At 40.1% G+C, this 22,066-nt stretch carries 19 protein-coding genes and 1 other RNA gene; 7 read left to right on the top strand and 13 right to left on the bottom strand.

All coding sequences use genetic code 11. The features are described from left to right. Window positions 1-14: 14 nt before the first annotated feature. The 5 genes from VK159_RS01360 to VK159_RS01340 all read right to left on the bottom strand — a co-directional run bounded on the left by VK159_RS01360 (window position 15) and on the right by VK159_RS01340 (window position 7,992). A complete protein-coding gene (locus VK159_RS01360) occupies window positions 15-1,220 on the bottom strand; it encodes a DUF5009 domain-containing protein (protein ID WP_324228338.1) in 1,206 nt (401 codons plus the stop codon). Window positions 1,221-1,227: 7 nt separating this feature from the next. Beyond that, complete coding sequence (locus VK159_RS01355) at window positions 1,228-2,220, bottom strand: metallophosphoesterase (RefSeq protein ID WP_324228337.1); 993 nt, start codon at window positions 2,218-2,220, stop codon at window positions 1,228-1,230. Between the two features lie 88 nt (window positions 2,221-2,308). Continuing rightward, on the bottom strand, window positions 2,309-3,982 hold the full coding sequence (locus VK159_RS01350) for a RagB/SusD family nutrient uptake outer membrane protein (RefSeq protein WP_324228336.1): 1,674 nt from the start codon (window positions 3,980-3,982) through the stop codon (window positions 2,309-2,311). 18 nt (window positions 3,983-4,000) lie between these two features. Continuing rightward, window positions 4,001-7,042: a SusC/RagA family TonB-linked outer membrane protein gene (locus VK159_RS01345; protein ID WP_324228335.1), complete on the bottom strand. Its 3,042-nt coding sequence runs from the start codon at window positions 7,040-7,042 to the stop codon at window positions 4,001-4,003. A gap of 74 nt (window positions 7,043-7,116) precedes the next feature. Next, the gene (locus VK159_RS01340; protein ID WP_324228334.1) at window positions 7,117-7,992 is read right to left on the bottom strand and encodes an inositol oxygenase family protein; all 876 of its coding nucleotides are present in this window, start codon (window positions 7,990-7,992) and stop codon (window positions 7,117-7,119) included. 295 nt (window positions 7,993-8,287) lie between these two features. Between VK159_RS01340 and VK159_RS01335 the strand changes: the two genes are divergently transcribed. Beyond that, entirely contained in the window at window positions 8,288-9,307 is a 1,020-nt protein-coding gene (locus tag VK159_RS01335; RefSeq protein WP_324228333.1) for a LacI family DNA-binding transcriptional regulator, read from the top strand. Between the two features lie 62 nt (window positions 9,308-9,369). Here VK159_RS01335 and ssrA read toward each other — a convergent pair. Next, window positions 9,370-9,742, bottom strand: a transfer-messenger RNA (tmRNA) gene (ssrA, locus tag VK159_RS01330). A 120-nt stretch (window positions 9,743-9,862) separates the two neighbouring features. Between ssrA and VK159_RS01325 the strand changes: the two genes are divergently transcribed. Then, a complete protein-coding gene (locus tag VK159_RS01325; RefSeq protein WP_324228332.1) occupies window positions 9,863-11,665 on the top strand; it encodes a MutS family DNA mismatch repair protein in 1,803 nt (600 codons plus the stop codon). A 162-nt stretch (window positions 11,666-11,827) separates the two neighbouring features. Here the strand turns inward: VK159_RS01325 and rseP are convergent, their stop codons facing one another. The 3 genes from rseP to VK159_RS01310 all read right to left on the bottom strand — a co-directional run bounded on the left by rseP (window position 11,828) and on the right by VK159_RS01310 (window position 16,026). After that, the gene (gene rseP / locus VK159_RS01320) at window positions 11,828-13,198 is read right to left on the bottom strand and encodes an RIP metalloprotease RseP (RefSeq protein WP_324228331.1); all 1,371 of its coding nucleotides are present in this window, start codon (window positions 13,196-13,198) and stop codon (window positions 11,828-11,830) included. 93 nt (window positions 13,199-13,291) lie between these two features. After that, window positions 13,292-14,458 (bottom strand): 1-deoxy-D-xylulose-5-phosphate reductoisomerase, encoded by a 1,167-nt coding sequence (locus VK159_RS01315; RefSeq protein WP_324228330.1) that lies wholly within the window; start codon window positions 14,456-14,458, stop codon window positions 13,292-13,294. Between the two features lie 71 nt (window positions 14,459-14,529). Beyond that, window positions 14,530-16,026, bottom strand: a complete 1,497-nt coding sequence (locus tag VK159_RS01310) for a GH3 auxin-responsive promoter family protein (RefSeq protein ID WP_324228329.1) — start codon at window positions 16,024-16,026, stop codon at window positions 14,530-14,532. A gap of 139 nt (window positions 16,027-16,165) precedes the next feature. Here VK159_RS01310 and rplU point away from each other — a divergent pair, with 139 nt between their 5' ends. From rplU to VK159_RS01295, 3 genes are all read left to right on the top strand, one after another. Then, a complete protein-coding gene (gene rplU / locus VK159_RS01305) occupies window positions 16,166-16,468 on the top strand; it encodes a 50S ribosomal protein L21 (RefSeq protein WP_182801766.1) in 303 nt (100 codons plus the stop codon). 55 nt (window positions 16,469-16,523) lie between these two features. Continuing rightward, complete coding sequence (rpmA, locus tag VK159_RS01300) at window positions 16,524-16,790, top strand: 50S ribosomal protein L27 (RefSeq protein ID WP_324228328.1); 267 nt, start codon at window positions 16,524-16,526, stop codon at window positions 16,788-16,790. 77 nt (window positions 16,791-16,867) lie between these two features. Further along, complete coding sequence (locus tag VK159_RS01295; protein ID WP_182801768.1) at window positions 16,868-17,008, top strand: hypothetical protein; 141 nt, start codon at window positions 16,868-16,870, stop codon at window positions 17,006-17,008. A 70-nt stretch (window positions 17,009-17,078) separates the two neighbouring features. On the opposite strand, the gene ftsY is transcribed toward VK159_RS01295, so the two are convergent. The 4 genes from ftsY to rpmB form a co-directional block, all read right to left on the bottom strand. Further along, window positions 17,079-18,044 (bottom strand): signal recognition particle-docking protein FtsY, encoded by a 966-nt coding sequence (gene ftsY / locus VK159_RS01290; RefSeq protein WP_324228327.1) that lies wholly within the window; start codon window positions 18,042-18,044, stop codon window positions 17,079-17,081. A 114-nt stretch (window positions 18,045-18,158) separates the two neighbouring features. Further along, complete coding sequence (locus VK159_RS01285) at window positions 18,159-18,332, bottom strand: DUF4295 domain-containing protein (RefSeq protein WP_129132649.1); 174 nt, start codon at window positions 18,330-18,332, stop codon at window positions 18,159-18,161. A 60-nt stretch (window positions 18,333-18,392) separates the two neighbouring features. Next, the gene (rpmG, locus tag VK159_RS01280; RefSeq protein ID WP_182801770.1) at window positions 18,393-18,575 is read right to left on the bottom strand and encodes a 50S ribosomal protein L33; all 183 of its coding nucleotides are present in this window, start codon (window positions 18,573-18,575) and stop codon (window positions 18,393-18,395) included. A gap of 24 nt (window positions 18,576-18,599) precedes the next feature. Next, window positions 18,600-18,836, bottom strand: a complete 237-nt coding sequence (gene rpmB / locus VK159_RS01275) for a 50S ribosomal protein L28 (protein WP_182801771.1) — start codon at window positions 18,834-18,836, stop codon at window positions 18,600-18,602. A gap of 151 nt (window positions 18,837-18,987) precedes the next feature. On the opposite strand from rpmB, the gene VK159_RS01270 reads away from it, so the two are divergent. Both VK159_RS01270 and mutS read left to right on the top strand, forming a co-directional pair. Next, complete coding sequence (locus VK159_RS01270; RefSeq protein ID WP_324228326.1) at window positions 18,988-19,404, top strand: OsmC family protein; 417 nt, start codon at window positions 18,988-18,990, stop codon at window positions 19,402-19,404. A 57-nt stretch (window positions 19,405-19,461) separates the two neighbouring features. Continuing rightward, window positions 19,462-22,059 carry a DNA mismatch repair protein MutS gene (gene mutS / locus VK159_RS01265; protein WP_324228325.1) on the top strand — a complete coding sequence of 866 codons (2,598 nt, stop codon included), beginning with the start codon at window positions 19,462-19,464 and terminating at the stop codon, window positions 22,057-22,059. The last annotated feature ends 7 nt before the right edge of the window (window positions 22,060-22,066 follow it).

Here is a 22,066-nt window from a genome sequence, read left to right as displayed (position 1 = left end):
GCTTTGAAAGTTTGTTATAGTTTTAAAAACCATTTTCGTTTATACAGGAGATATAATCCTGCAAATTGTATAAGAGCAACACCGATCCATAAAAAAGCTTCCTGCCATTTAGCATCCACCAGTTGAACCGTTCCGCCAAATAAAAATTCAGAAGTCGACATGAAATTTACCACGCCATGTGCAGCCATGTAAATGAGGATTGAATTACAACCCAGCCACACAAAAGGCATGCTCCATTTTTTGAAACCCAACACATCAATTATAAAATAAAACAGTGCAAACAGCAGCAGACTCCATCCACCGGTATAAAGCACAAAAGAACTCGTCCACATGTTTTTGTTAATGGGAAATACAAACCCCCAAAGCCAACCGATAAGTACAAGTATTACTCCGCCAATCAATATGTACACTGTTTTCGTTTGCGCAGTTTCTTTTTTCGAACGTAAAAATTCTCCGGTAAAAATGCCCAGCAATGCTGTTGCAATTGCAGGAATGGTAGAAAGTAATCCTTCTGGATCATATGTGGCACGATGCATTTTGCCGGGCAATAATAACTGATCAATCCATGCAGCAACATTTCCTTCTGCTGTTAATGAGCCTGCACCAAAACCGGGAACCGGAATAACCATCATCACCAACCAATAGCCAAGCAAAATGAGTAGAAACCAGGCTATTCTCCACCTGAATGAACTGTTGAGATAAATCAATGCAGCAAAAAAACAACTGAGTGCAATTCTCCCTAACACACTTGCAAAACGTGTTTCTTCATAACTCTTCCAATGAAGCAAACCATTTACGATCATACCAAGCAACAATAACAGGATTGTTCGTTTAACGAGTGAACGGTAGATCTTCTTTTTTGCATCAGCACCGGCACTCAATTGTTTGCTGTAAGAAAACGGCATACTGATGCCTGCAATAAAAATGAACAGCGGAAAAATAAGATCGTAAAATGTAAACCCATTCCAAACTGTGTGATGCAGTTGATTACTTGCATACACTGCCAGCTTTTCAAAGAACCCAAGTTCGTCTGTCACCTGCATCTGCCAGCTTATTCCATCCTGCTGCAATGAATGTGTTTGTTTTACTGCGTTGGCGAAGCCATGAATAATTCCTTCGCCACTGACGATCCAGAACATATCAAAACCACGCAAAGCATCAAGCGATAAAAGCCTGTTGCCGGTTGTAGTTGGTTGGTTATGTATTGCGGACAGATTCAAGGAATAATTATTTTTTGATCGTGTAAGTATAAATGATTTTCCCGGTATCGTTTACGGCTTGGAATAACAATTCATTTCCGGTAACTGAAAATACAAAGAAGCCATACTCAGAAGCAGACAGCAAACTGTTTTCAATTAAACGTGCAGGCGTTTTTTCTGATGCTGCACCTGAAATAATATGATGCATGTTTCCTGCAGACTGCATGTGTTGCAAACTATGTTCATGCCCTGCGAGGTACACATCCACTTTATACTTATCGAACATCGGTTTTAATGTATTGCGGATGGCTTTGGTATCGTAGCCTTCTGTACGGCTGCCTCCTGTGTACATTGGATGATGTCCTACAACAATTTTCCATTTAATGTTGGGCGATTTGTTGCTGAGGAGCTTTTCCATCCAGCGTTTTTGCTTCGTTGTGTCCTGCCCTTTTACATGCGGACCATATTCAGCATTTTTATAAAACTCACGAATCAATGGGTTGGTATCAATGAAAACAAGCAATACCTGTTGTGTTGTATCGCCATTGATCGAAAATATTTTTGAATAATAACGTGCAGGCATTTTCCATCTTCTGCTGATGGTTGAATATTTTACCTGCGCATCGGGATTGCTTTTATAGTCATGATTACCGAGAACAGGGTACCAATCCCATTGTAAACGGAAATCAGTGTAAATATCTTCAAAGGAATATTTCCATAATGGATCCCATTCGCTGATAACACCACTGGGATAAAAATTATCGCCTGTTGCGATGGTAAACATTGAACCAATTTCGTTCGCTGTAATACCCATTTGCCTGGCTACTTCCCGTTGATGATCTGCACCATTACGTCCCCAATCGCCCATGGCAATAAAATGCAGCGCCTTCTCTTTCTTTATCAGCTTTGTGCCTGCCTTTGGTAAAGCAGACGAATCTTTCACCAATACTTGCGCCTGTTGATATTGATAGCCCAAAACAAAAACAAGAAGCACTATGGTTTTTCGAAATGGTGATTGCATGTTATAATTATAAGTGATAGAAAAATCCCGGGGCTTGACAACCCCGGGGTGATTAACTATTGATTATAAAACTACCTGCTGAGAAATATTAATTAGGATAACCCGGGTTTTGCGTAAGCTTTGGATTTGTAGCCATTGCAGCATTTGGAATCGGGAAGATCCGGCGATACGTATCTGCGTTTGTTTTGAAACCATAAGCTGTTTCATACTTACCAAAACGGATCATATCATTTCTGCGCCAGCATTCCCATGTAAATTCACGAGCCCGCTCAGCATACAAATCATCCAGTGTTACCGCCGTCCATGCCGGTGAAGTGCTGCGATTGTTTCGTACCATGTTTACCAGCGAAAGCGCTGTGTGCCCGTTTGTTGCCGTACCGCCTCGTAAAATTGCTTCTGCTTTCATCAACAAAATATCTGAATAACGGAATATCGGAGCATCGTTACTTTGGTTACGGCTCGAAGAATTCGCATCGGGATAAAACTTGATATTACGAATACCCATGTTCCATGCAATTTCATCGTTACCTAAATCGATGGAAGTAGGATTCAAACGTGCAGAAATCACTGAATCAATATACAGGTGATAGGTATAATCGCCATCAGTGCCTGTAAAAAACTGATCATAACCTTTTTTGGTAGTTTTTACCATGATGGGGCTGCCATCGGGCCAGTATTGACTACCTACAAGCCATTGATTATTTCTGATGTCATTCGCATCAGCTCTAAAATAACTATTGTAAAAACTGGATAGTGTTGCACGGGGGCCGCTGGGTCTTGCATTGATCAAACCATTTCCTGAAGTTTGATTCATGATGATTTGATTAAATGAATAGCTGCCCGGTGTACTTCCTGAATAGCGATACTTAATACCGAGGTTACGGTTCAGATCGTAACGTCCATGAAACAAATAACCATTGCTTGTTGATGGATCGTAAGGAATGGCGAAAATAAATTCTTTGAAAGAAGGACCGTTTGTTGGAGCAAACTGGTTGAGATATGTACTTCTGCCCTCAACTGCAAAGCTTCCGGAGCTGATAATTGCATCACAAGCAGCAATACATTCATTGTATTTGGCACTACCCGCATACACTTCTGCATTCAAATACAGTTTTGCCAGCAACGCATTGGCCATCCACTTTGTTGCCTTGCCATATGTGCTGCTGCCGGTAGCTGTTTTCAAATATGGAATTGCCGCTTTTAATTCAGATTCTACAAAACTGAACACTTGTGCACGTGTAGCTTTTGCCTGCACACCGGGACTTGGATAAATGGTGTCCAAAGGCACATTACCAAACATGTCCAGCAGTTCCCAATAAGCAAAGGCTCTTAAAGTTCTCAGTTCTGCCAGTGCAGTACTTTTCGAATCACCTTCAGGTGCATTTCTGAAAATATACATCGTTTGGTTACAAAGACCCACAATGGTATTTGCATCATTCCACACAGTTGTTATCCACCCATGATCTTTGTTCCAGTCGTGGCGGTGCAGTTGAATATATCCCTGTCCATCGAACCAGTTACCGCCATATACAGGTAGTATCGATTCATCTGAACTGAGTTCTTGTGCAAACCAGTAACCGAGCGAATAATGCCCACGCAAACTGGTATAAATGGTGCCCATTACGGACTGAAATTCTGCATCAGTTTTAGGGAACACCGCTTCTGTATAAAGTGAATTAGGTTTCACCTCAATTTTGTGGCAGGAGCTTATGGCAAAGCCAGCTGCTATCACTATTATTAATTGTTTCAAAGTCTTATTCATAAAAAGTTTTTTTAATCATTAAAAGCCAACAGATACACCAAAGAGAATAGTGCGTGTTTTAGGATAGAAACTATTATAGTCTACGCCTAATGATGCACCACCCTGGTTGATTTCAGGATCAATGCCTTTATACTTTGTTACAACAAACAGGTTGTTTACGGTTGCATACAAGCGCAGATTACTGATGTATTCGTTTTTGATTTTGAAACGATAACCTAAAGTTGCATTGTCGAAACGCAGGTAAGAACCATCTTCTACATAACGTGATGAAAAGTTGTTGTTACGTGTATCGGTTTTTTTATCATCGGCTGCATATGGGCTGATGTTTGTTTGTCCGGCAGTTACAACATAAGAAAGATCAGCACGGGTAGCATTAAATATTTTATTTCCAAGCACACCTCTTACAAAGAAGTTAAGATCGAAATTCTTGTAACGGAGATTGTTGTTCCAACCAAACATCAGCTTTGCATGCGGGCTGCCTAATGGAAAATAATCGGAGATCTGAGTTGGATTAGTTGTAGTTGTTTTATCTCTCTTGAAAAACAAAGAATTACCGGAAGCATCTTTACCTGCATATTGGAATGAATAGAACTGACCTAATGGGCCACCCACAGCTAAAATCTGAAGACGGCTTCCGGTTGTACCGGGTCCATCCAATTGAGTATATTTGGTTGAATCGGCATTTATACCAAATTGCTCAGGTCCTTTTAAATCAAGGATAACGTTTTTGTTAGTTGCCAGGTTTAAACCTGTATTCCAACTGAAATTCTTTTGACTTACGGCATTTACATTTACACTAAACTCAATACCACGGTTCCTGATTTCACCAACGTTTATATATAAGAATCCACTGGGGTCAATTGATTGAGCAACATTGTAACCAAAAATCATATCGGTCGTATTTTTTTCATACAGATCGATAGAACCACTGATTTTCCCTTTCAAAAATCCATAATCCAAACCTATGTTTTTGGTTGCAGTAACTTCCCATTGTAAATCGGGGTTTGCTCCCTGTATAGTCCTGAAAGCAGACTCGAAAGTTCCTCCATTATAATAAGTGCCGAATTTGTTATACAAGCGTTGTGCAGTATAGGCACCTATTCCAAAAGCATTTCCTGTTTCACCATAACTCACCCTTAATTTTAAATCATTGATGAAAGAAACATTCTTGATGAAATCTTCTTCTGATAAACGCCAGGCCACACTTGCAGCAGGGAAATAACCCCATTCTTTATTTTTACCAAATACAGAGCTGCCATCTCTTCTAACAGAAGCCTGTACCAAAATCTTTTCGTTGAAATCGTAGTTCACACGGAAGAAGTCGGAAATGAAATTTGTTTCCTCATAAACAGCTCCGCCAAAATCAACTCCAAATCCAGTGATTGTTTGGTAGTTACCTAAACCAAAATTATTATACCCTGTGTAGTCGTTAACAAAGTTGGTTTGGCTTGCCTGTAAGCCTTCGTTGTTCGTATTCTTTTGCCAGCTGTAACCCAATACCGCTTTGATGTTATGTGCACCAAACTTTTTAGCCCAGGTTAAATACGATTCCAGTGTTTTAGAACTGCTTTGGTAATAACCTCTGTAAGCAAGACCATTAGAATAAAAGTTACGCAGGCTGCGGCCACCACCGGGATCACCATTGGTATAAAAATTACCTGTGCTGTAGTTTTGAGAATAATAGCGATTATAATATTCGCCATGCAGCCAGGTACCACGCTGGTAAGCAAGATTTGCGTTGTATGTTAAGTTAAACGGCAGCTTTGCTTCAATTGTAAAGTTGCCCTGCAGGGAACCATACTTTGTATCGTCCTGTGCATTTTTAATAATAGATACCGGGTTAAAATAACCGGGGTTATTGAAGTTTTCGAAGAATGTACCATTGGCATTATATACCGGCGACATCGGGTTGAATTTTACAGCTTGCTGGAATACCATGTTCTGTAAAGGAACATTCGATGCTTTGCTGTTGCTGCTCATAATATTCAGACCAAAAGTCAATTTGTCGTTCAACGCATGCTGCTCCGCACTGATTCTGCCCACAACTCTTTCCAAACCACTTTGCAACATGATACCATCTTTTTTCAGGTAGTTAAGACTGGCACTGTAGGTACTCTTATCTGTACCACCACTGAAAGAAATATTATGGTTGTGTGATAAAGCTGATTCTTTTTGTACCGCTTTCATCCAATCAGTATTTGCTCCTTTATCATCATTAGTATTTGGAGTGTAATTATTCTTTTGTGCATACGCCCTTAACTGATTCGCATCCATTAAATCGAGACTGCTGCTTACCGTTTCAAAACCTACATAACCGTTATAAGTAGTTTGCAACCTTCCTTTTTTACCTTTCTTGGTGGTAACCATAATAACACCATTGGAAGCTCTGTTACCATAGATAGCTGTTGCAGATGCATCTTTTAAAATGTCCATTGAAGCGATATCATCCGGTGCTACAGCATTAATGTCTGCGCCAGGTATTCCATCAATTACATAAAACGGACCTTGCGGACTGTTCACCGTTGATGCACCACGAAGAATAACCGCAGCCGGACGGTTAGGGTCACCACTGGCTGTAATATTCAAGCCGGGTACTTTACCTTGTAACAGCTGGCCCACATCTCCAATTGCACCACGATTAAGATCTTCCGGCTTTATAGAAGTGATGGCACTTGACAATGTTCGTTTTGAACTACGGCCATAACCCACCACTACCACATCTGTTAAAGCAACAGAAGAAGACGACAATACAATGTCGTACGATGAAGCAGATGTAACTTTTACTTCCTGTGTAGTAAAAGAAACGGCACTGATCTCCAGCACATCGTTTGCTTTAGCCGCAATCGTAAATGAACCGTTAGCTCCTGTAGTTGTAGAAACATTTTTTCCTTTTACAGATACAGTGGCAGATGCTACAGGTTCACCTTTATCATCTTTTACTGTTCCGCTAACCTGTGTTTGCTGGGCACTTACACTTGTAGTAACAAGTGCTAGAAATAGAACCATTATGCCAGGCAATGCATAACGGTAGAGCAATCGTTGTTTAAAAATTTGCATCATAGCAGTTTGTTTTAGAGTTATAGTTTGAAACGGTTAAAGGATATTGGACTCCAAACATATTTTCACAAAGGCATTTAAAATTTAAGTGTTGCCGGCAGATACTTTGCAACCAGCTCTTCATAATATGGTCGCAGCTTTTTCCAATCGGGCGGCTCCGGACTTTTTGAATAAAGATCATAAGGGTTAAAGAGCTTTACCCATTTGAGCATATTGCGATCATGATCATCCAATAAATGATCATACGCACCTTCCCGGTGCCATGCATAAAATGAATGATAGCGGAGCATGTACAATCCTTCTTCAGGAATATGATCTTTCAGCATATGGTATACATATTCATCGTGCCCCCAACTCATATCTACTTTACGCAACCCGCAGTTTGGTTCATACACACCGTATTTTGTTTGATATACAGTATTATTAAAATCGGGGTTTGCAGCAAAGTATTCGGGATACACTACTTTATCGGAATAAGCACAACCTACAGGGAACGTATCGCCCACTACAGCCCATTGTGGTTCGCCAAACAGGCAAAGCACCTTACCCATGTCGTGCATCAAACCAACCAATACCATCCAATCCGGATGACCATCACGACGGATAGCTTCTGATGTTTGCAGCAAATGCTGTAACTGATCAAGATCTGTATCAGGATCAGAATCATCAACCAACTGATTGAGGAAATCAAACGCATCCCAAACCGTCATTTCCTTTTTATTGAACTGAAGGAATTCTTTCCGCTTTTCCTGTACAAATGCATAAGTCTGATACGTGTGATTGAGTCGGTAAAACTCTTTTACTGTATCTCTGGCTGGCTCTTCATAATTACGGTAAGCATCGGTTGCCTTTGCAGTTGCAATTGCTTCGGGATCGGGATAACGTCTGAGCAAATCATCTTCCCATTCATCAAGGTTATTGAGCGGCACTGCCTCAAAATTGTTTTTACTCATAAAGCGTATTTAAAAGTGATTAATGTTGGTATGCGGTGAAAGACAAGATGTAGTTGAGATGGTCTCACCGCCGGAAAAATAAGTGGCGATAGAGAATACAGGAAAGAGCAGAAGTTGCTTTCTTGATTCATATGCTTGCAAGTCGTTAGTGATTGTTAAAGGTTAAAATGACAATTTTTTATTGGATAATGCTGTTAGTTTGAATCACTTTATTTACGAAACCGTTTTCGGTATTCAACTTATCTTTACCTTGAATTCTGAGAGTTAGACCCAACCACAGAACTGTTTCGAACGTATGAGTAAGCTTACAATTAAGACCCTGGCAAAAGAACTTGGCCTTTCAATTGCAACTGTTTCAAAGGCTTTAAAAGACAGCCATGAAATAAGTACAGAGACCAAGAAAAAAGTATTGGCAATGGCCGAGCAATTGAATTATGTTCCCAATCCATACGCCAGCAGCTTACGTAAGCAAAAAAGTAAAACCATTGCAGTTATTTTACCGGAAGTGGCTGATAACTTTTTCTCTTTAGCGATCAATGGCATACAGGCAGTGGCGGTTCAAAAGAATTATCATGTGCTCATTTATCTTTCGCATGAAAGCTTTGAAATAGAAAAAGCAGTCGTGAACCATTGTTATAGCGGCCGTGTTGATGGCGTGTTGATCTCTATCTCCAGCGAAACAACAGATGCTGAACATATTCAAAAATTACAGAACGAAAATATCCCGGTTGTTTTTTTCGACAGGGAGTTTGAAAGTCTGGAAGCACCGAAAGTAATTACCAACGATTATGAAAGCGGTTATCTCTCAGCAAAACTTTTACTTGAAAAAGGATGTAAGCATCCTGTTTTTCTTTCTACCTCACTTTCACTATCTATTTGCAGTAAACGGGCAGCAGGTTTTGCTGCTGCACTTGCAGAGGCGGGCTTACAAACTGACGACTTTCAATATGTGATCGATTGTACCGGTACACAGGAAATGATCTTTGACCAGGTGAAAGAATTACTGCAGAAACACAAAGAGATTGATGGTATTGTTGCCTCAGTTGAGCGGCTGGCGATGCAGATCTATATGGTGAGTCTTTCAGGCCACATCAATATTCCAAAAGATTTAAAAGTAGTGGCATTTTCTACACTCGAAACAGCACCGATCTTAAATCCATCACTTACCACTATTACTCAACCGGCTTTTGAAATTGGTAAGAGTGCAGCCGAAGTGCTGTTCACTTTGATCGAAAAGAAAAAACATACGATTACTGCTGATACTACATTGATGTTATCATCAAAGCTCATTGAACGTGATTCAACAATGATTTAATGTTTATTCTTTTAAAACTTTATGATGTAAATAAAAAAGGCAACCGATATGGTTGCCTTTTTTCGTGGAGCTGAGCGGATTCGAACCGCTGTCCAAACATATTCGCCGAAAGCTTTCTACATGCTTATTTCATGATTGTTTGTCGGCACTGCGCAGGACATGAACTTACCAACGCAATACTTAGCTGAATAGTCTTTTGCAACAGTCACAGCCTTCTGTTACAGCAACCTGTTTTGTGTTTGAGTCGGCGGCGGAACCTGGTAACAGATCAACCTGTTCGGCGGCCCTAATGACTACTTAATCACTGATTAAGCGGCCATGGCATACTGTGTATTGCCATTTGAGTTTTTGAATATTCAGATTAAAGTGCTAATTATCCAACGCACTGCATGCTTACACCTTCAAAGATCTATGCTGTCAAAACCAGGCAGCCCCAATTTGAAATACGAAGTACGAAGTTGGAAGTACAACGTATAATCGGACAGCAAAAATACATTTATTTCTGTTGACAAACGTCAAAGAAAACTATACTGCATTCTTTCTTAGTTTTACAGCATGGCAGAAACGATTAAACCGGAATTATCCTACAGGCAGCGGATCAGCGATCTCAACATCAAACTCAATACTTTACTGAAACGTAAACAACTCCTCGGCTGGGCAAGATTTGGCATTTTGGCAATGGTCGTATTGCTCATCTGGCTGGTTTCTTCCTATGGTATTTTTGTTTCTGCAGTTATTTTCTTCATTGGCCTGGCTATCTTTTTATTCGCTGTTCGAAAAGACCTTGCAAACAAAGAAGCCATCAGCCATCATGAGCGTTTAATTGCCATTAACGAACAGGAATTACTTTACCTGCAACATAAATACACACATCAAAAAGATGGCAGTGAATTTTATAAAGATGCACATCCATATGCAGGTGATCTTGACATCTTCGGCCGGGCTTCGCTTTATCAATATATCAACAGAACACATTCACAACAAGGCAATCAACTGCTTGCCGGTTGGTTGCTTGCTCCTGCAACTCCTGCAATAATACTGTCACGACAAAAAGCTGCGCAGGAACTACTGCAACAAACCAACTGGAGACAGGAGCTGCAGGCACATGGCTCATCCTCCACCATTACCGTTGCAACCGAAAAAAAAATGGAAGAATGGTTGAAAGAAGGCAACCAGTTCATCGATAAAAAAATATGGCAGATTGTTCGTTATATTTTACCAGTTGCTGCAACAGGTACATTAATCGCTTTTCTGTATGATATAATTACTTATCAGCGTTTTCTTCAATCGCTGCTTGTATTCACCATTATTGCTTTTGCCATTACACGCATGATTGTTCCGCTTTATCGTAAGTTGAATAAGATCACCGGGCAAATGGAAGTACTTTCAAACAGCATTGCCTGTATTGAACAGGCAGAATTTAAAGATCCATTACTGGTTGAACTGAAACATCAATTTCATTCAGGTTCAAACAAAGCTTCACAACAAATAATGCAACTGAAGAATATTTTCAACCGTTTTGATTATCGGCTAAATCCTGTTGTATTTATTCCTTTGAATATTTTTCTGCTATGGGATCTGCAACAAGTACTTCAACTTGAGAAGTGGAAGCAAAAAAATAATCAACAGATCAATCATTGGTTTCATTCATTGGCTGAACTGGAAGCACTCAACAGTATTGCCACACTTGGCTTCAATCATCCGCACTGGAGTTTCCCGCAATTAAAAACAGATGAACCAACTTTTATTGCTGAGCAATTAGGTCATCCGTTAATCGATGAAACCAAGAACGTGTTAAATGATTTTTCTACGATCGGCAAAGAACAGATCAATCTCATCACAGGTTCAAACATGGCTGGCAAGAGTACTTTTCTCCGTAGTGTGGGAGTAAATATGGTATTAGCAGCAATGGGTGCCCCTGTTTGTGCAAAGCAATTAACTGTTACACCGTTGAAAGTAATGAGCAGCATGCGAATTAAAGATAATCTTGAAGAAAGCACTTCCACCTTTTATGCTGAGCTCAAAAAACTGAAGCAGATCATTGATGCGGTGAACACCAATGATGCTGTATTTATTTTGCTTGATGAAATATTGCGTGGCACTAATTCAAACGACAGGCACACGGGATCAAAAGCATTGATCAAACAATTACTGCATCACAAAGCTACGGGCATCTTAGCAACGCATGATCTGGAGCTGGCAAATCTTGCACATGAATTTCCTGCCGGTATTCATAATTATCATTTCGATGTGCAGGTAAATGCTGATGAATTATACTTCGACTATAAATTAAAAAGAGGCATCTGCCAAAGCATGAATGCCTCCATTTTAATGAAGAAAATTGGTATAGAGTTATAAGGAGAATGTCTGATTTATGATGGATGATGTACAAACCATCTGGTTAAATTGTATTCCCGGTTTTGTGAATGTTAAACTGAATTACTTATAAAACAAAAATGAGAAAGAATCAATCGTCCTTTCTCATTTTTAATTATCAGTTAAATAATTATCAATTCAACTTTATCTATTCCAGCCAAACAAATCATTACCGTTTGCATAGATCAGTAATCCAAACAGGATTACCATACCTACGATCTGTGCATATTCTAAAAACTTTTCATTTGGTTTACGTCCGGTGATCATTTCAATCAACGTAAACAAAACATGTCCGCCATCCAATGCAGGAATTGGCAACAGGTTCATAAATGCAAGAATGATGCTGAACAAAGCAGTAATGCTCCAGAAACTTTCCCAATCCCAAACAGCAGGAAAGATCGACCCCATTGATTTAAATCCACCAATGCCTTTGTATGCTTCCGTATCAGGATTAAGAATAAGTTTAAACTGATCAATATAATCACCAAGCTTGCGGAATGTTTTACTTACACCTGCAGGGAACGATTCAAAGAAACCATAACTGTGATGTTCAATTTTGATCACACCCATATCAGCATATTGCTGATGCGATAAATAAGGAATACCTGCCCGTCCTTCTTTATCAACTTTTGTTGTAAGCTGTAACGTATCGTTCTTTCTTACAACAGTCAATTGTGCTGTTGCATTTTTCTTTTCCTGGAACAACGCCGGCATTTCATCATAATATGAAACAGGCTTCCCATCTATTGCAACAATTTTATCAAACTCCTGCAAACCTGCCTGTTTACCGAAGGCAGTATCTTTTGGATCGTATGCACCAACAACAGATGGTATGCGGTATGCTAATAATCCTCTTCTTCTTTTACTTTCAACCAGTTTGCCTACAAGGCGAACAGGAATATTTACTTCTTGTGGCTTGCCATTCCGCTCAACTAAAATTGTTCCGCCTGACCCTGTAAGTACTTTCAGATTTAGATTTTCGAGATAGTCAATTGGCTGACCATTTACCTGCAGAATTTTATCACCATTGCGTAAACCAATTTCAGTCATTAATTTATCCTGTGTCCAGATACCATCTCTCATACTGTTCATTGGTATTCTGTCTTCACCCCACACAAATAAGATCATGGCATAAATGATAAAAGCAAGTAACACATTCACCGTTACACCGCCAATCATAATGATCAAACGTTGCCAGGCCGGTTTACTTCTGAATTCCCAATCCTGTGCAGGAAGTTTCATGGCTTCTTTATCCATGCTCTCATCGATCATTCCTGAAATTTTTACATAGCCGCCTAATGGCAACCAGCCGATGCCGTATTCGGTTTCGCCAATTTTCTTTTTGAACAACGAGAACCAGGGATCGAAGAAGAGATAGAATTTTTCAACACGACACTTGAACCAACGGGCAGTAATGTAATGACCGAATTCATGGAACACAATAAGAATAGAAAGAGACAATAATAATTGTGCTGCTTTAATTCCGAATTCGGCCCAGTTAATTGCTAACAACATAGTTAATAAATTAGTCCTTGTTTTTCACTTTTTGATATGGAATCAGCAAATATCGCTGAAAAACGGAAGGTTACTGAGATTTTTTTGTGAATGTTAGAGTTGAATAAGCGAAGCTGTATAGTTACGGGCTTCGGCATCACTTTCAAAATATTCATCAAGTGTTGGCTTTGCAATGAACGGAACATGATTCATTGTTTTTTCAATGATGTCCGTCATATCTAAAAACCCAACTCTGTTTTTCAAAAAGGCCCATACCGCAATTTCATTGGCGGCATTCATGATGCAGGGAAGATTGCCGCCTTTTTGCAATGCATCGATGGCCAACGCCAGGTTACGGAATGTTTTAAGATCAGGTTCTTCAAACGAAAGTGTATTGATCTTTTTAAAATCGTAACGTGGAAAATTATTAGCAAGACGCTGTGGAAACGACATGGCATACTGAATAGGCAACTTCATATCGGGCAATCCCATTTGTGCTTTAATGCTTCCGTCTTCAAACTGCACCATGCTATGAATTATACTTTGCGGATGAATAACAACCTGTATCTGCTCGGGTGCAAGATTGAACAACCATTTCGCTTCGATCATTTCCAAACCTTTGTTCATTAAGGTTGCTGAATCGATGGTGATCTTGGCCCCCATGCTCCAGTTGGGATGTTGCAATGCATGATCACGTTTTACATTGAGCAGGAAGTTCGGTTTACGTCCACGGAAAGGACCGCCACTTGCAGTGAGAATAACTTTATCAATTTTATTGCGATGCTCACCTACCAGGCATTGAAAGATAGCTGAGTGCTCACTATCAACCGGAATGATGGGCACACGGTTTTCAACTGCCTTCTGCATCACAATATCACCTGCCACCACCAATGTTTCTTTATTGGCTAATGCAATTGCTTTTTTATTTTCGATTGCTTTCAGCGTAGGTTTTAATCCTGCAAAACCAACAATGGCAGCAAGCATCATATCATAGGTATCAAAAGCTGCAGCTTCTTCCAATGATTGCTCACCTGTAAAAACTTTTACATCAGTTGAAGCCAATGCCTGTTTTACTTTCTCATATTTCTTTTCATCAACAATCACCACAGCATTGGGATTAAACTGCAGAGCCTGTTTTACCAGGAGTTCATCATTGGTATGTGCGGTGAGAATTTCTACTTCAAATAGTTCGGGATTTGCTTCAATTACATCAAGCGCCTGCGTTCCAATGGAACCGGTTGAACCAAATATTGCGATGCGTTTCTTTTGTTGTTCCTGCATAATCTGGGAGTGGAATGGTAGCTGCAAACCTATTGGAAAAAAAGTTACATAATTATCCGGCTTCGTATGTTTTAGTAATCTACCCACTTCATTAACTCATCGGCGATCTTACGATCGTTGCTGAGACGTGGCACTTTATTTTGTCCGCCCAATTTACCGATACTTTTCATGTAATCGATAAAACCATTCTTTTTAACGGGCGTGATCTTTAAAGGTTGTAAAATATTTCCAACAATCAGATCATCATAATAAATATTCTTATCACGGAGATTGTTGTTGAGCCGGGCGGCAAACTGTTCAAGATTTTGTGGTTGATGTTCAAACTCAATAAACCATTCATGGTAACTCTTTCCCTCTCCCTGCTGGATCATGGGTGCTACGGTAAACTCGGTAATATGAATGTTTTCTTCTGTTGCTGCTTTCATTAAGCTTTGCTCAACTTCTTCACCAATCACATGTTCGCCAAAAGCAGAGATATAATGTTTAGTGCGGCCGGTAACGACAAGCCTGTAAGGATTGGTGGAAACAAATTTCACGGTATCACCAAGATTATAAGACCAAAGCCCTGCATTGCTGTTGATGATAAGAGCATAGTTTTCGCCCACTTTTACATCACGAAGCGACAAACGGGTTGGATTATCGTTGTGAATTTCGGAAGCAGGTACGAACTCATAAAAAATACCATCGTTGGTATTTAATAATAAACCTTCAGCTTCCTGCGAATCCTGGAAAGCGAAAAAACCCTCGCTGGCTGGAAATACCTCAATTGTATCTACTTTACGTCCGATACTTTCAAACAACCTGGCTTTATAAGGTTCGAAATTCACCCCGCCCTGGATCATCACATCGAAATTAGGGAAGATATCCCCTACCTTTTTACCAGTTCTGCGGATCAATTCATCAAAATACATCTGCATCCACGGCGGAATACCGCTTATGAGCGTCATGTTCTGGTTGACGGTTTCATCCACGATCTTGCCCAACTTGGTTTCCCAATCTTCAATACAATTGGTTTCGTAAGAAGGCAGCTGGTTGGTTCGGAGATATTTAGGAATGAGATGATTTGAAATGCCACTCAATCGGCCGGTTGGAATATTTCCTACCCGTTCCAGTTCAGGCGAGCCGGATAAAAAAATAAGTTTTCCATCAAAAAAACGGGTGTTCCCGGTTTCTGCCGCATAACAAAGAGCTGCGTTTCTTGCTGTACCGAAATGATTTCCAACTGATTCTTTGGTGATGGGAATGTATTTCACCCCGCTTGTTGTGCCCGAGGTTTTAGCGAAGTACATGGGCATTCCCTTCCATAAAACATTATGCTTGCCTTCAATAATCTTGTCGATCCATGGCCGGATCTGCTCATAATCCCTGATGGGAACCGCCTGCTTATATTCATCGTAGCCATTTACTTTCGCCAAGCCCAGCTCCTTTCCATACTCGGTGTCTTTGCCGGTTTTGAGGAGTTGTTTCAGGATCTGGTCCTGATCGGCAAGTGCCGTGAGCTTATTTTTTTGGATCGATTTATAGATATAGCCTGCAAATGGCTTAGCAAGCACTGATTTAATTTTCATTCCGAAACCCAGTTTGAGCACACAAATGTAGCTTTACCAGCTCAAAGCATCCCGTTAAAATCGGGGCAAATTTTTTAGGTTGAAACTTGTTTTCAAAGCAATTTTATCCCTACCTTTGCAGCCCTAATATTGGAAAGTTATGTTTGCAGTAGTTAAAATAGCCGGTCAGCAATTTAAAGTGTCAGAAGGTCAGAGCCTGTACGTTCCTCATATTGAAGGTAACGCTGGCGACCAAGTTGAGTTTTCTGATGTATTATATGTTGATACAGATGGAAAGATCAGTGTTGGTGCTGATGCAAAAGTGAAAGTGAAAGCAGAGATCGTTGCTGAGAGAAAAGGCAAAACAGTGATCGCTTTTAAAATGAAACGTCGTAAAGGTTTCCGTAAAAAGAAAGGTCACCGTACGTTGTATACACACATCAAAGTAACTGGTATTGCGTAAAATCTGAAGTTGAACTTCAGATTTTCAAATTATAAAATTTTCAAATTCTTATAAAATGGCACATAAAAAGGGTGAAGGTAGTGTAAAGAATGGTCGTGATTCACAAAGCAAACGCCTTGGTGTAAAGATCTATGGTGGTCAACCTGCAGCTGCTGGTAACATCATTATTCGTCAGCGTGGAACCGTGTATCACCCAGGTAAAAACGTTGGTGTTGGTAAGGACTTTACCATCTTTGCAATAGCTGATGGTGTTGTAGAATTTAAAAAAGGTAAGAACAATAAGACTTTCGTTTCTGTTGCCCCGGTTGAGGCAGGTGCTTAAAAAAATTTTTTTAAATAAAAAATTTTTTTATTTTTACCCTGTTAAGTTTTTTTACTAACTATTAAATTCTAAAAAAAATGGCAACAAAAAAGAAAGCCGCTAAAAAAGCTGCTCCTAAAAAAGCTGCGAAAAAAGCCGCTCCTAAAAAGAAAGCTGCTAAAAAAGCTGCTCCTAAAAAGAAAGCTGCTCCTAAGAAGAAAGCTGCTAAGAAAAAATAAGATTCTAACGAATCCAAAAAGAAACCTCCTGTTTACAGGAGGTTTTTATATTTAAGGATGTTTGTACGTTTTACTTGTTTAGATTAAAAAGACTATCTGCAAACTCGTGTTTGTCGAACACCAACAGATCTTCCACTTTCTCTCCCACACCAATAAACTTAACAGGAATCTTAAACTGATGTGCAATTGCCAATACTACTCCACCCTTGGCCGTACCATCAAGTTTGGTAATCACAAGGCCAGTTACATCAGTTGCTGCAGTAAAATGCTTCGCTTGCTCTATTGCGTTCTGCCCGGTTGATCCATCAAGCACCAGCAATACATCATGCGGCGCATCAGGAATTACTTTCTGTATCACCCGTTTGATCTTACTCAATTCTTCCATCAGGTGAGTTTTGGTATGCAAACGACCTGCTGTATCAATGATCAAGACATCAATATCTTTTGCAACCGCACTGCTTACTGCATCAAAAGCAACTGATGCAGGATCACTACCCATCTCCCGTTTTACAATCGGAACCCCTGCACGTTCGCTCCAGATCGTTAACTGATCAACTGCTGCTGCACGAAACGTATCGGCTGCACCAAGCATTACCTTTTTACCAGCTTGTGTAAAATGATGCGCAAGTTTACCAATGGTTGTTGTTTTACCAACACCATTCACTCCAACTACCATCAATACAAATGGTCTTTTACCCGCAGGCAGATCAAAGTTGGAGTAAGTAGTATCAGCAGGTGCATCAACCAATATGTTTTCAATCTCCTGTTGAAGAATGGAGTTAAGCTCTGACGTATTGATGTATTTATCTTTTGCAACACGTGCTTCAATACGTTCAATGATCTCTACAGTTGTTTCAATACCCACATCGGCACTAACCAATGCTTCTTCCAGGTTATCGAGCACTTCTGCATCAACAGTACTCTTACCTGCAACTGCCCTTGCAATTTTGCCGAGAAATCCTTCCTTGGTCTTTTCAAGTCCCTGGTCCAGGCTTTCTTTTTCTTTCTTTCCGAATAGCTTACCAAAAAATCCCATCGTTTGTGTTTTACATTACAATATTACAATGAACCACGAAGAGTATAAAAACAACAAAGCCGCTCCATGTTTAAGAACTTGGAACAGCTTTGTAATATACTGATCAGGTATAAGTTATTTTTGAGCCAGGTAATCTTTCACCTTATCCTTGTGCACAATTTGCTCCTTAAAGGTATATGCACCAGATTTAGGACTGCGTACGGCCCTGATTACTTTTGTCCAGTTTTTAGATTCTGCCGCTGCTTTGGCGTCTTTAATCTTTGCGTTCTTTGAAGCTGCTTTTGCCATGACTTCTTAATTTTTAACCCGGTGGGTCAGTTTGAGTAATTCAAATGTGCACCAAGCACATTATTTGATTTCTTTGTGCGTCGTTACTTTTTTCAGAATTGGGTTGAATTTTTTCAACTCCAGACGCTCCGGTGTGTTCTTTTTATTCTTGGTGGTGATATAACGACTTGTACCAGCCTGACCTGAAGTCTTGTGCTCTGTACATTCGAGGATCACCTGAACACGATTACCTTTCTTTGCCATTTTAGCTCAATTTAAATATGCTTATTAAATATGTTCTCCTCTTGCTCTTAATTCCTTCACTACATTGTACAATCCTCTTTTGTTGATTGTACGGATAGCTTCAGTAGAAACTTTAAGTGTTACCCACTTATCTTCTTCAGCCAGGAAGAAACGCTTTGTTTGCAGGTTAGGCAAAAAACGACGCTTTGTCTTAATATTTGAGTGCGACACCTTGTTTCCACCAACCGGCACCTTTCCTGTAAGCTGACAAACTCTAGCCATGATACAAATTTTTTGGACGGCAAAGGTAGGATAATTCAGCTAAAAAATTGAAATAAAAACTGTTTTTTCTTTCAAGGATTTGGCTCGCAGGCCAACTTGTGCAAAACTCGGGCATATTTGCATAGGTTTGCAGGCTTAAAATCAGAAATTCATGGCAGATCATAGAGTAATTACCCGTTTTGAAGGCGGAATGCGGTTTAACAGCCAGGTCGATAATCATACCATTATAATAGATACCCCTGAAAACGACGGTGGCACAAACATGGGCCCACGCCCCAAAAAGCTCATGCTCTCTTCACTTGCCGGCTGTACCGGTATTGATGTAGTGGGCATTCTCAATAAAATGAGGGTTGAATTCAGCGATTTCAGCATGGATATTGAAGCCGACCTGAGCGACGAATCCCCCAAAACCTACACTGACGTTAAGATCACCTATATTATTAAGGTAAAAGAAGAAGACCAGGAAAAAGTGAAAAAAGCTGTAATGCTTTCAAAAGAGAAATACTGCGGCGTAAGCGCCATGTTCAGCCAGTTTGCTGATATGGATTATGAGATCCTTTTTCTCTGATAAAAGTCTGAACAATTAATCTGTTGCTGAACAATCTGCTTCCTTATTTTTGCCGCCATGGCAAAGGCAGGCGCAGATACTCCATTGATGCAACAACACAAGGCGATCAAGGCAAGATATCCTGATGCAATTCTATTATTCCGGGTAGGTGATTTTTATGAAACCTTTGGTGAAGATGCAATTGTTACTTCACGTGTACTTGGCATTACACTTACAAAAAGAAACAATGGCTCTGTTGATAGTAATGAACTGGCCGGTTTTCCTCACCATGCATTAGATACTTATCTACACAAATTAGTGAAGGCCGGTCATCGTGTTGCCATTTGCGATCAACTGGAAGATCCAAAACAAGCCAAAGGGATTGTGAAGCGGGGTGTAACTGAACTCCTCTCCCCCGGCACAGCTACCAACGATAAATTATTGGAGCACGACAGCAATAACTTTCTTGCAGCCATTCATGAAGAGAATGAACGATATGGTCTTGCTTTTACAGACATCAGCACGGGCGAATTTTTTATTGCTGAAGGCAACAAGGAATATGCTGATAAGTTGTTGCAGAGTTTAAAGCCGGCCGAAGTTGTTTTTCAACGCAACAAACAAAAACAATTCAAAGAGAATTTCGGACCGAAATTCTATACTTACCATTTAGAAGAATGGATCTTCAGCGAAGCATACGCCACTGAATTATTACTGAAACATTTTCAAACACATTCATTAAAAGGATTTGGTATTGAAGAACAAAAGCTCGGAACTATTGCTGCCGGTGCTGTTCTTCATTATTTGAGAGATACAGAACATCCCAACCTGAATCATATCACTTCCGTTCAACGTTTGGATGAAGCTGATTATTTATGGATGGATCGTTTCACCATCCGCAATCTTGAAATACTTGGCAGTAATGCCGATGGAGGTAATTCCTTACTGAAAGTGCTCGACAATACTGTTTCACCAATGGGTGCAAGATTGATGCGCCGCTGGATGGTACTGCCGTTGAAAGATATGGAACGCATCAACGAACGGTTAGATGCTGTGCAATCATTGATCCTTGAAACAGAACTTCGCAAACAACTGCAATCGCTTATCAAACAAAGTGGTGATGTGGAGCGATTGGTAGCAAAACTGCCACTAAAGAAGATCAACCCAAGAGAAATTCTTCATTTGGCGAAAGGATTAGGTTTTGCTGAGAAGATAAAAGAACAATGTGCAACCTCTTCTAATAACTATTTAAAACGCTTAAGTGATACCATCAATCCCTGCCATTACATTGCTGAAAAAATTCTGAAAGAAGTTGTTGATAATCCTCCTGTGATGATCAGCAAGGGCGATGTTATAAGAGATGGCATTAACAGTGAGCTGGATGAACTCCGGCGCATTGCTCATCACGGTAAAGAATATCTGATAGAGATACAGCAACGTGAAAGTGAAGCAACAGGTATCCCTTCTTTAAAGATCGCTTTCAACAATGTGTTTGGCTACTATTTAGAAGTAACAAACACGCATAAAAACAAAGTACCGGCTGAGTGGACAAGAAAACAAACACTGGCCAATGCCGAACGTTATATTACACCTGAATTAAAAGAATACGAAGAGAAGATCACGGGTGCAGAGGAGAAAATATTAAAGATCGAATCTGAATTGTTTGAAAAAATATTGATCGAGCTGCAGGAATATATCGGCCCTATCCAAACCAATGGACAGGTAATGGCCATTCTTGATTGCCTCTGTTGTTTTGCAGAAAATGCATTGCAGTTTAAATATGTTCGACCACAGATGCAGAATGATGCAACACTTTCATTGAAAGATGCTCGTCATCCTGTAATTGAACGTCATCTCCCGGTTGGCGAAAGTTATATTGCCAACGATATTGTGCTCGACAAAGAACAACAGCAGATCATCATTCTCACCGGTCCGAACATGAGTGGTAAGAGTGCTTTGCTTCGTCAAACAGGATTGATTGTGTTGATGGCGCATATGGGAAGTTTTGTACCGGCATCAGCCGCAACCATTCCTTTGACCGATAAAATTTTCACCCGTGTTGGTGCCAGTGATAATTTAAGCGGAGGCGAAAGTACATTCATGGTTGAAATGAATGAAACGGCCAGCATCATCAACAATCTTTCATCACGCAGTTTGATCCTGCTCGATGAAATTGGTCGTGGCACATCAACTTATGATGGTATTTCTATTGCCTGGAGTATTGCAGAATTCCTGCATCAGTCTTCGCATCAACCAAAAACATTGTTTGCAACACACTACCATGAGTTGAATGAGTTGGAAGAAAAATTTCCACGCATCAAAAACTATCATATCACCAACAAGGAAGTTGGCAACAAAGTCATTTTTTTACGTAAGCTGGCACCGGGCGGAAGCACACATAGCTTTGGTATTCACGTAGCGAAAATGGCTGGCATGCCAGTTACGTTGATCAACCGTGCAAATGAAATTCTTAAACAACTCGAAGAGCAACGCAGCAGTGGCGACATTAAAGATCAACTGAAACAATTGCCTGTGCAAAAAATGCAGTTAAACATTTTTGATATACACTCACAAACCTTTGACGAAATTAGAACCATGCTCGATGGTATTGATATCAATCGACTCACACCAGTTGAAGCATTACTGAAACTGCAGGAAATAAAACAACGGCTGAATTGATGACTAA

This window comes from Lacibacter sp. (assembly GCF_035299325.1).
Classification (GTDB): Bacteria; Bacteroidota; Bacteroidia; order Chitinophagales; family Chitinophagaceae; genus Lacibacter.
Note: the sequence above shows the minus strand (reverse complement) of the source record. Positions and strands in the feature narration are given on the sequence as shown.

Bases quoted from the DNA above. Each gene is read 5' to 3' on its own strand.
- VK159_RS01355 (WP_324228337.1), bottom strand. From the start codon at position 2,220: ATGCAATCACCATTTCGAAAAACCATAGTGCTTCTTGTTTTTGTTTTG.
- VK159_RS01350 (WP_324228336.1), bottom strand. From the start codon at position 3,982: ATGAATAAGACTTTGAAACAATTAATAATAGTGATAGCAGCTGGCTTT.
- VK159_RS01345 (WP_324228335.1), bottom strand. From the start codon at position 7,042: ATGATGCAAATTTTTAAACAACGATTGCTCTACCGTTATGCATTGCCT.
- VK159_RS01340 (WP_324228334.1), bottom strand. From the start codon at position 7,992: ATGAGTAAAAACAATTTTGAGGCAGTGCCGCTCAATAACCTTGATGAA.
- VK159_RS01335 (WP_324228333.1), top strand. From the start codon at position 8,288: ATGAGTAAGCTTACAATTAAGACCCTGGCAAAAGAACTTGGCCTTTCA.
- VK159_RS01325 (WP_324228332.1), top strand. From the start codon at position 9,863: ATGGCAGAAACGATTAAACCGGAATTATCCTACAGGCAGCGGATCAGC.
- rseP (WP_324228331.1), bottom strand. From the start codon at position 13,198: ATGTTGTTAGCAATTAACTGGGCCGAATTCGGAATTAAAGCAGCACAA.
- VK159_RS01315 (WP_324228330.1), bottom strand. From the start codon at position 14,458: ATGCAGGAACAACAAAAGAAACGCATCGCAATATTTGGTTCAACCGGT.
- VK159_RS01310 (WP_324228329.1), bottom strand. From the start codon at position 16,026: ATGAAAATTAAATCAGTGCTTGCTAAGCCATTTGCAGGCTATATCTAT.
- rplU (WP_182801766.1), top strand. From the start codon at position 16,166: ATGTTTGCAGTAGTTAAAATAGCCGGTCAGCAATTTAAAGTGTCAGAA.
- rpmA (WP_324228328.1), top strand. From the start codon at position 16,524: ATGGCACATAAAAAGGGTGAAGGTAGTGTAAAGAATGGTCGTGATTCA.
- VK159_RS01295 (WP_182801768.1), top strand. From the start codon at position 16,868: ATGGCAACAAAAAAGAAAGCCGCTAAAAAAGCTGCTCCTAAAAAAGCT.
- ftsY (WP_324228327.1), bottom strand. From the start codon at position 18,044: ATGGGATTTTTTGGTAAGCTATTCGGAAAGAAAGAAAAAGAAAGCCTG.
- VK159_RS01285 (WP_129132649.1), bottom strand. From the start codon at position 18,332: ATGGCAAAAGCAGCTTCAAAGAACGCAAAGATTAAAGACGCCAAAGCA.
- rpmG (WP_182801770.1), bottom strand. From the start codon at position 18,575: ATGGCAAAGAAAGGTAATCGTGTTCAGGTGATCCTCGAATGTACAGAG.
- rpmB (WP_182801771.1), bottom strand. From the start codon at position 18,836: ATGGCTAGAGTTTGTCAGCTTACAGGAAAGGTGCCGGTTGGTGGAAAC.
- VK159_RS01270 (WP_324228326.1), top strand. From the start codon at position 18,988: ATGGCAGATCATAGAGTAATTACCCGTTTTGAAGGCGGAATGCGGTTT.
- mutS (WP_324228325.1), top strand. From the start codon at position 19,462: ATGGCAAAGGCAGGCGCAGATACTCCATTGATGCAACAACACAAGGCG.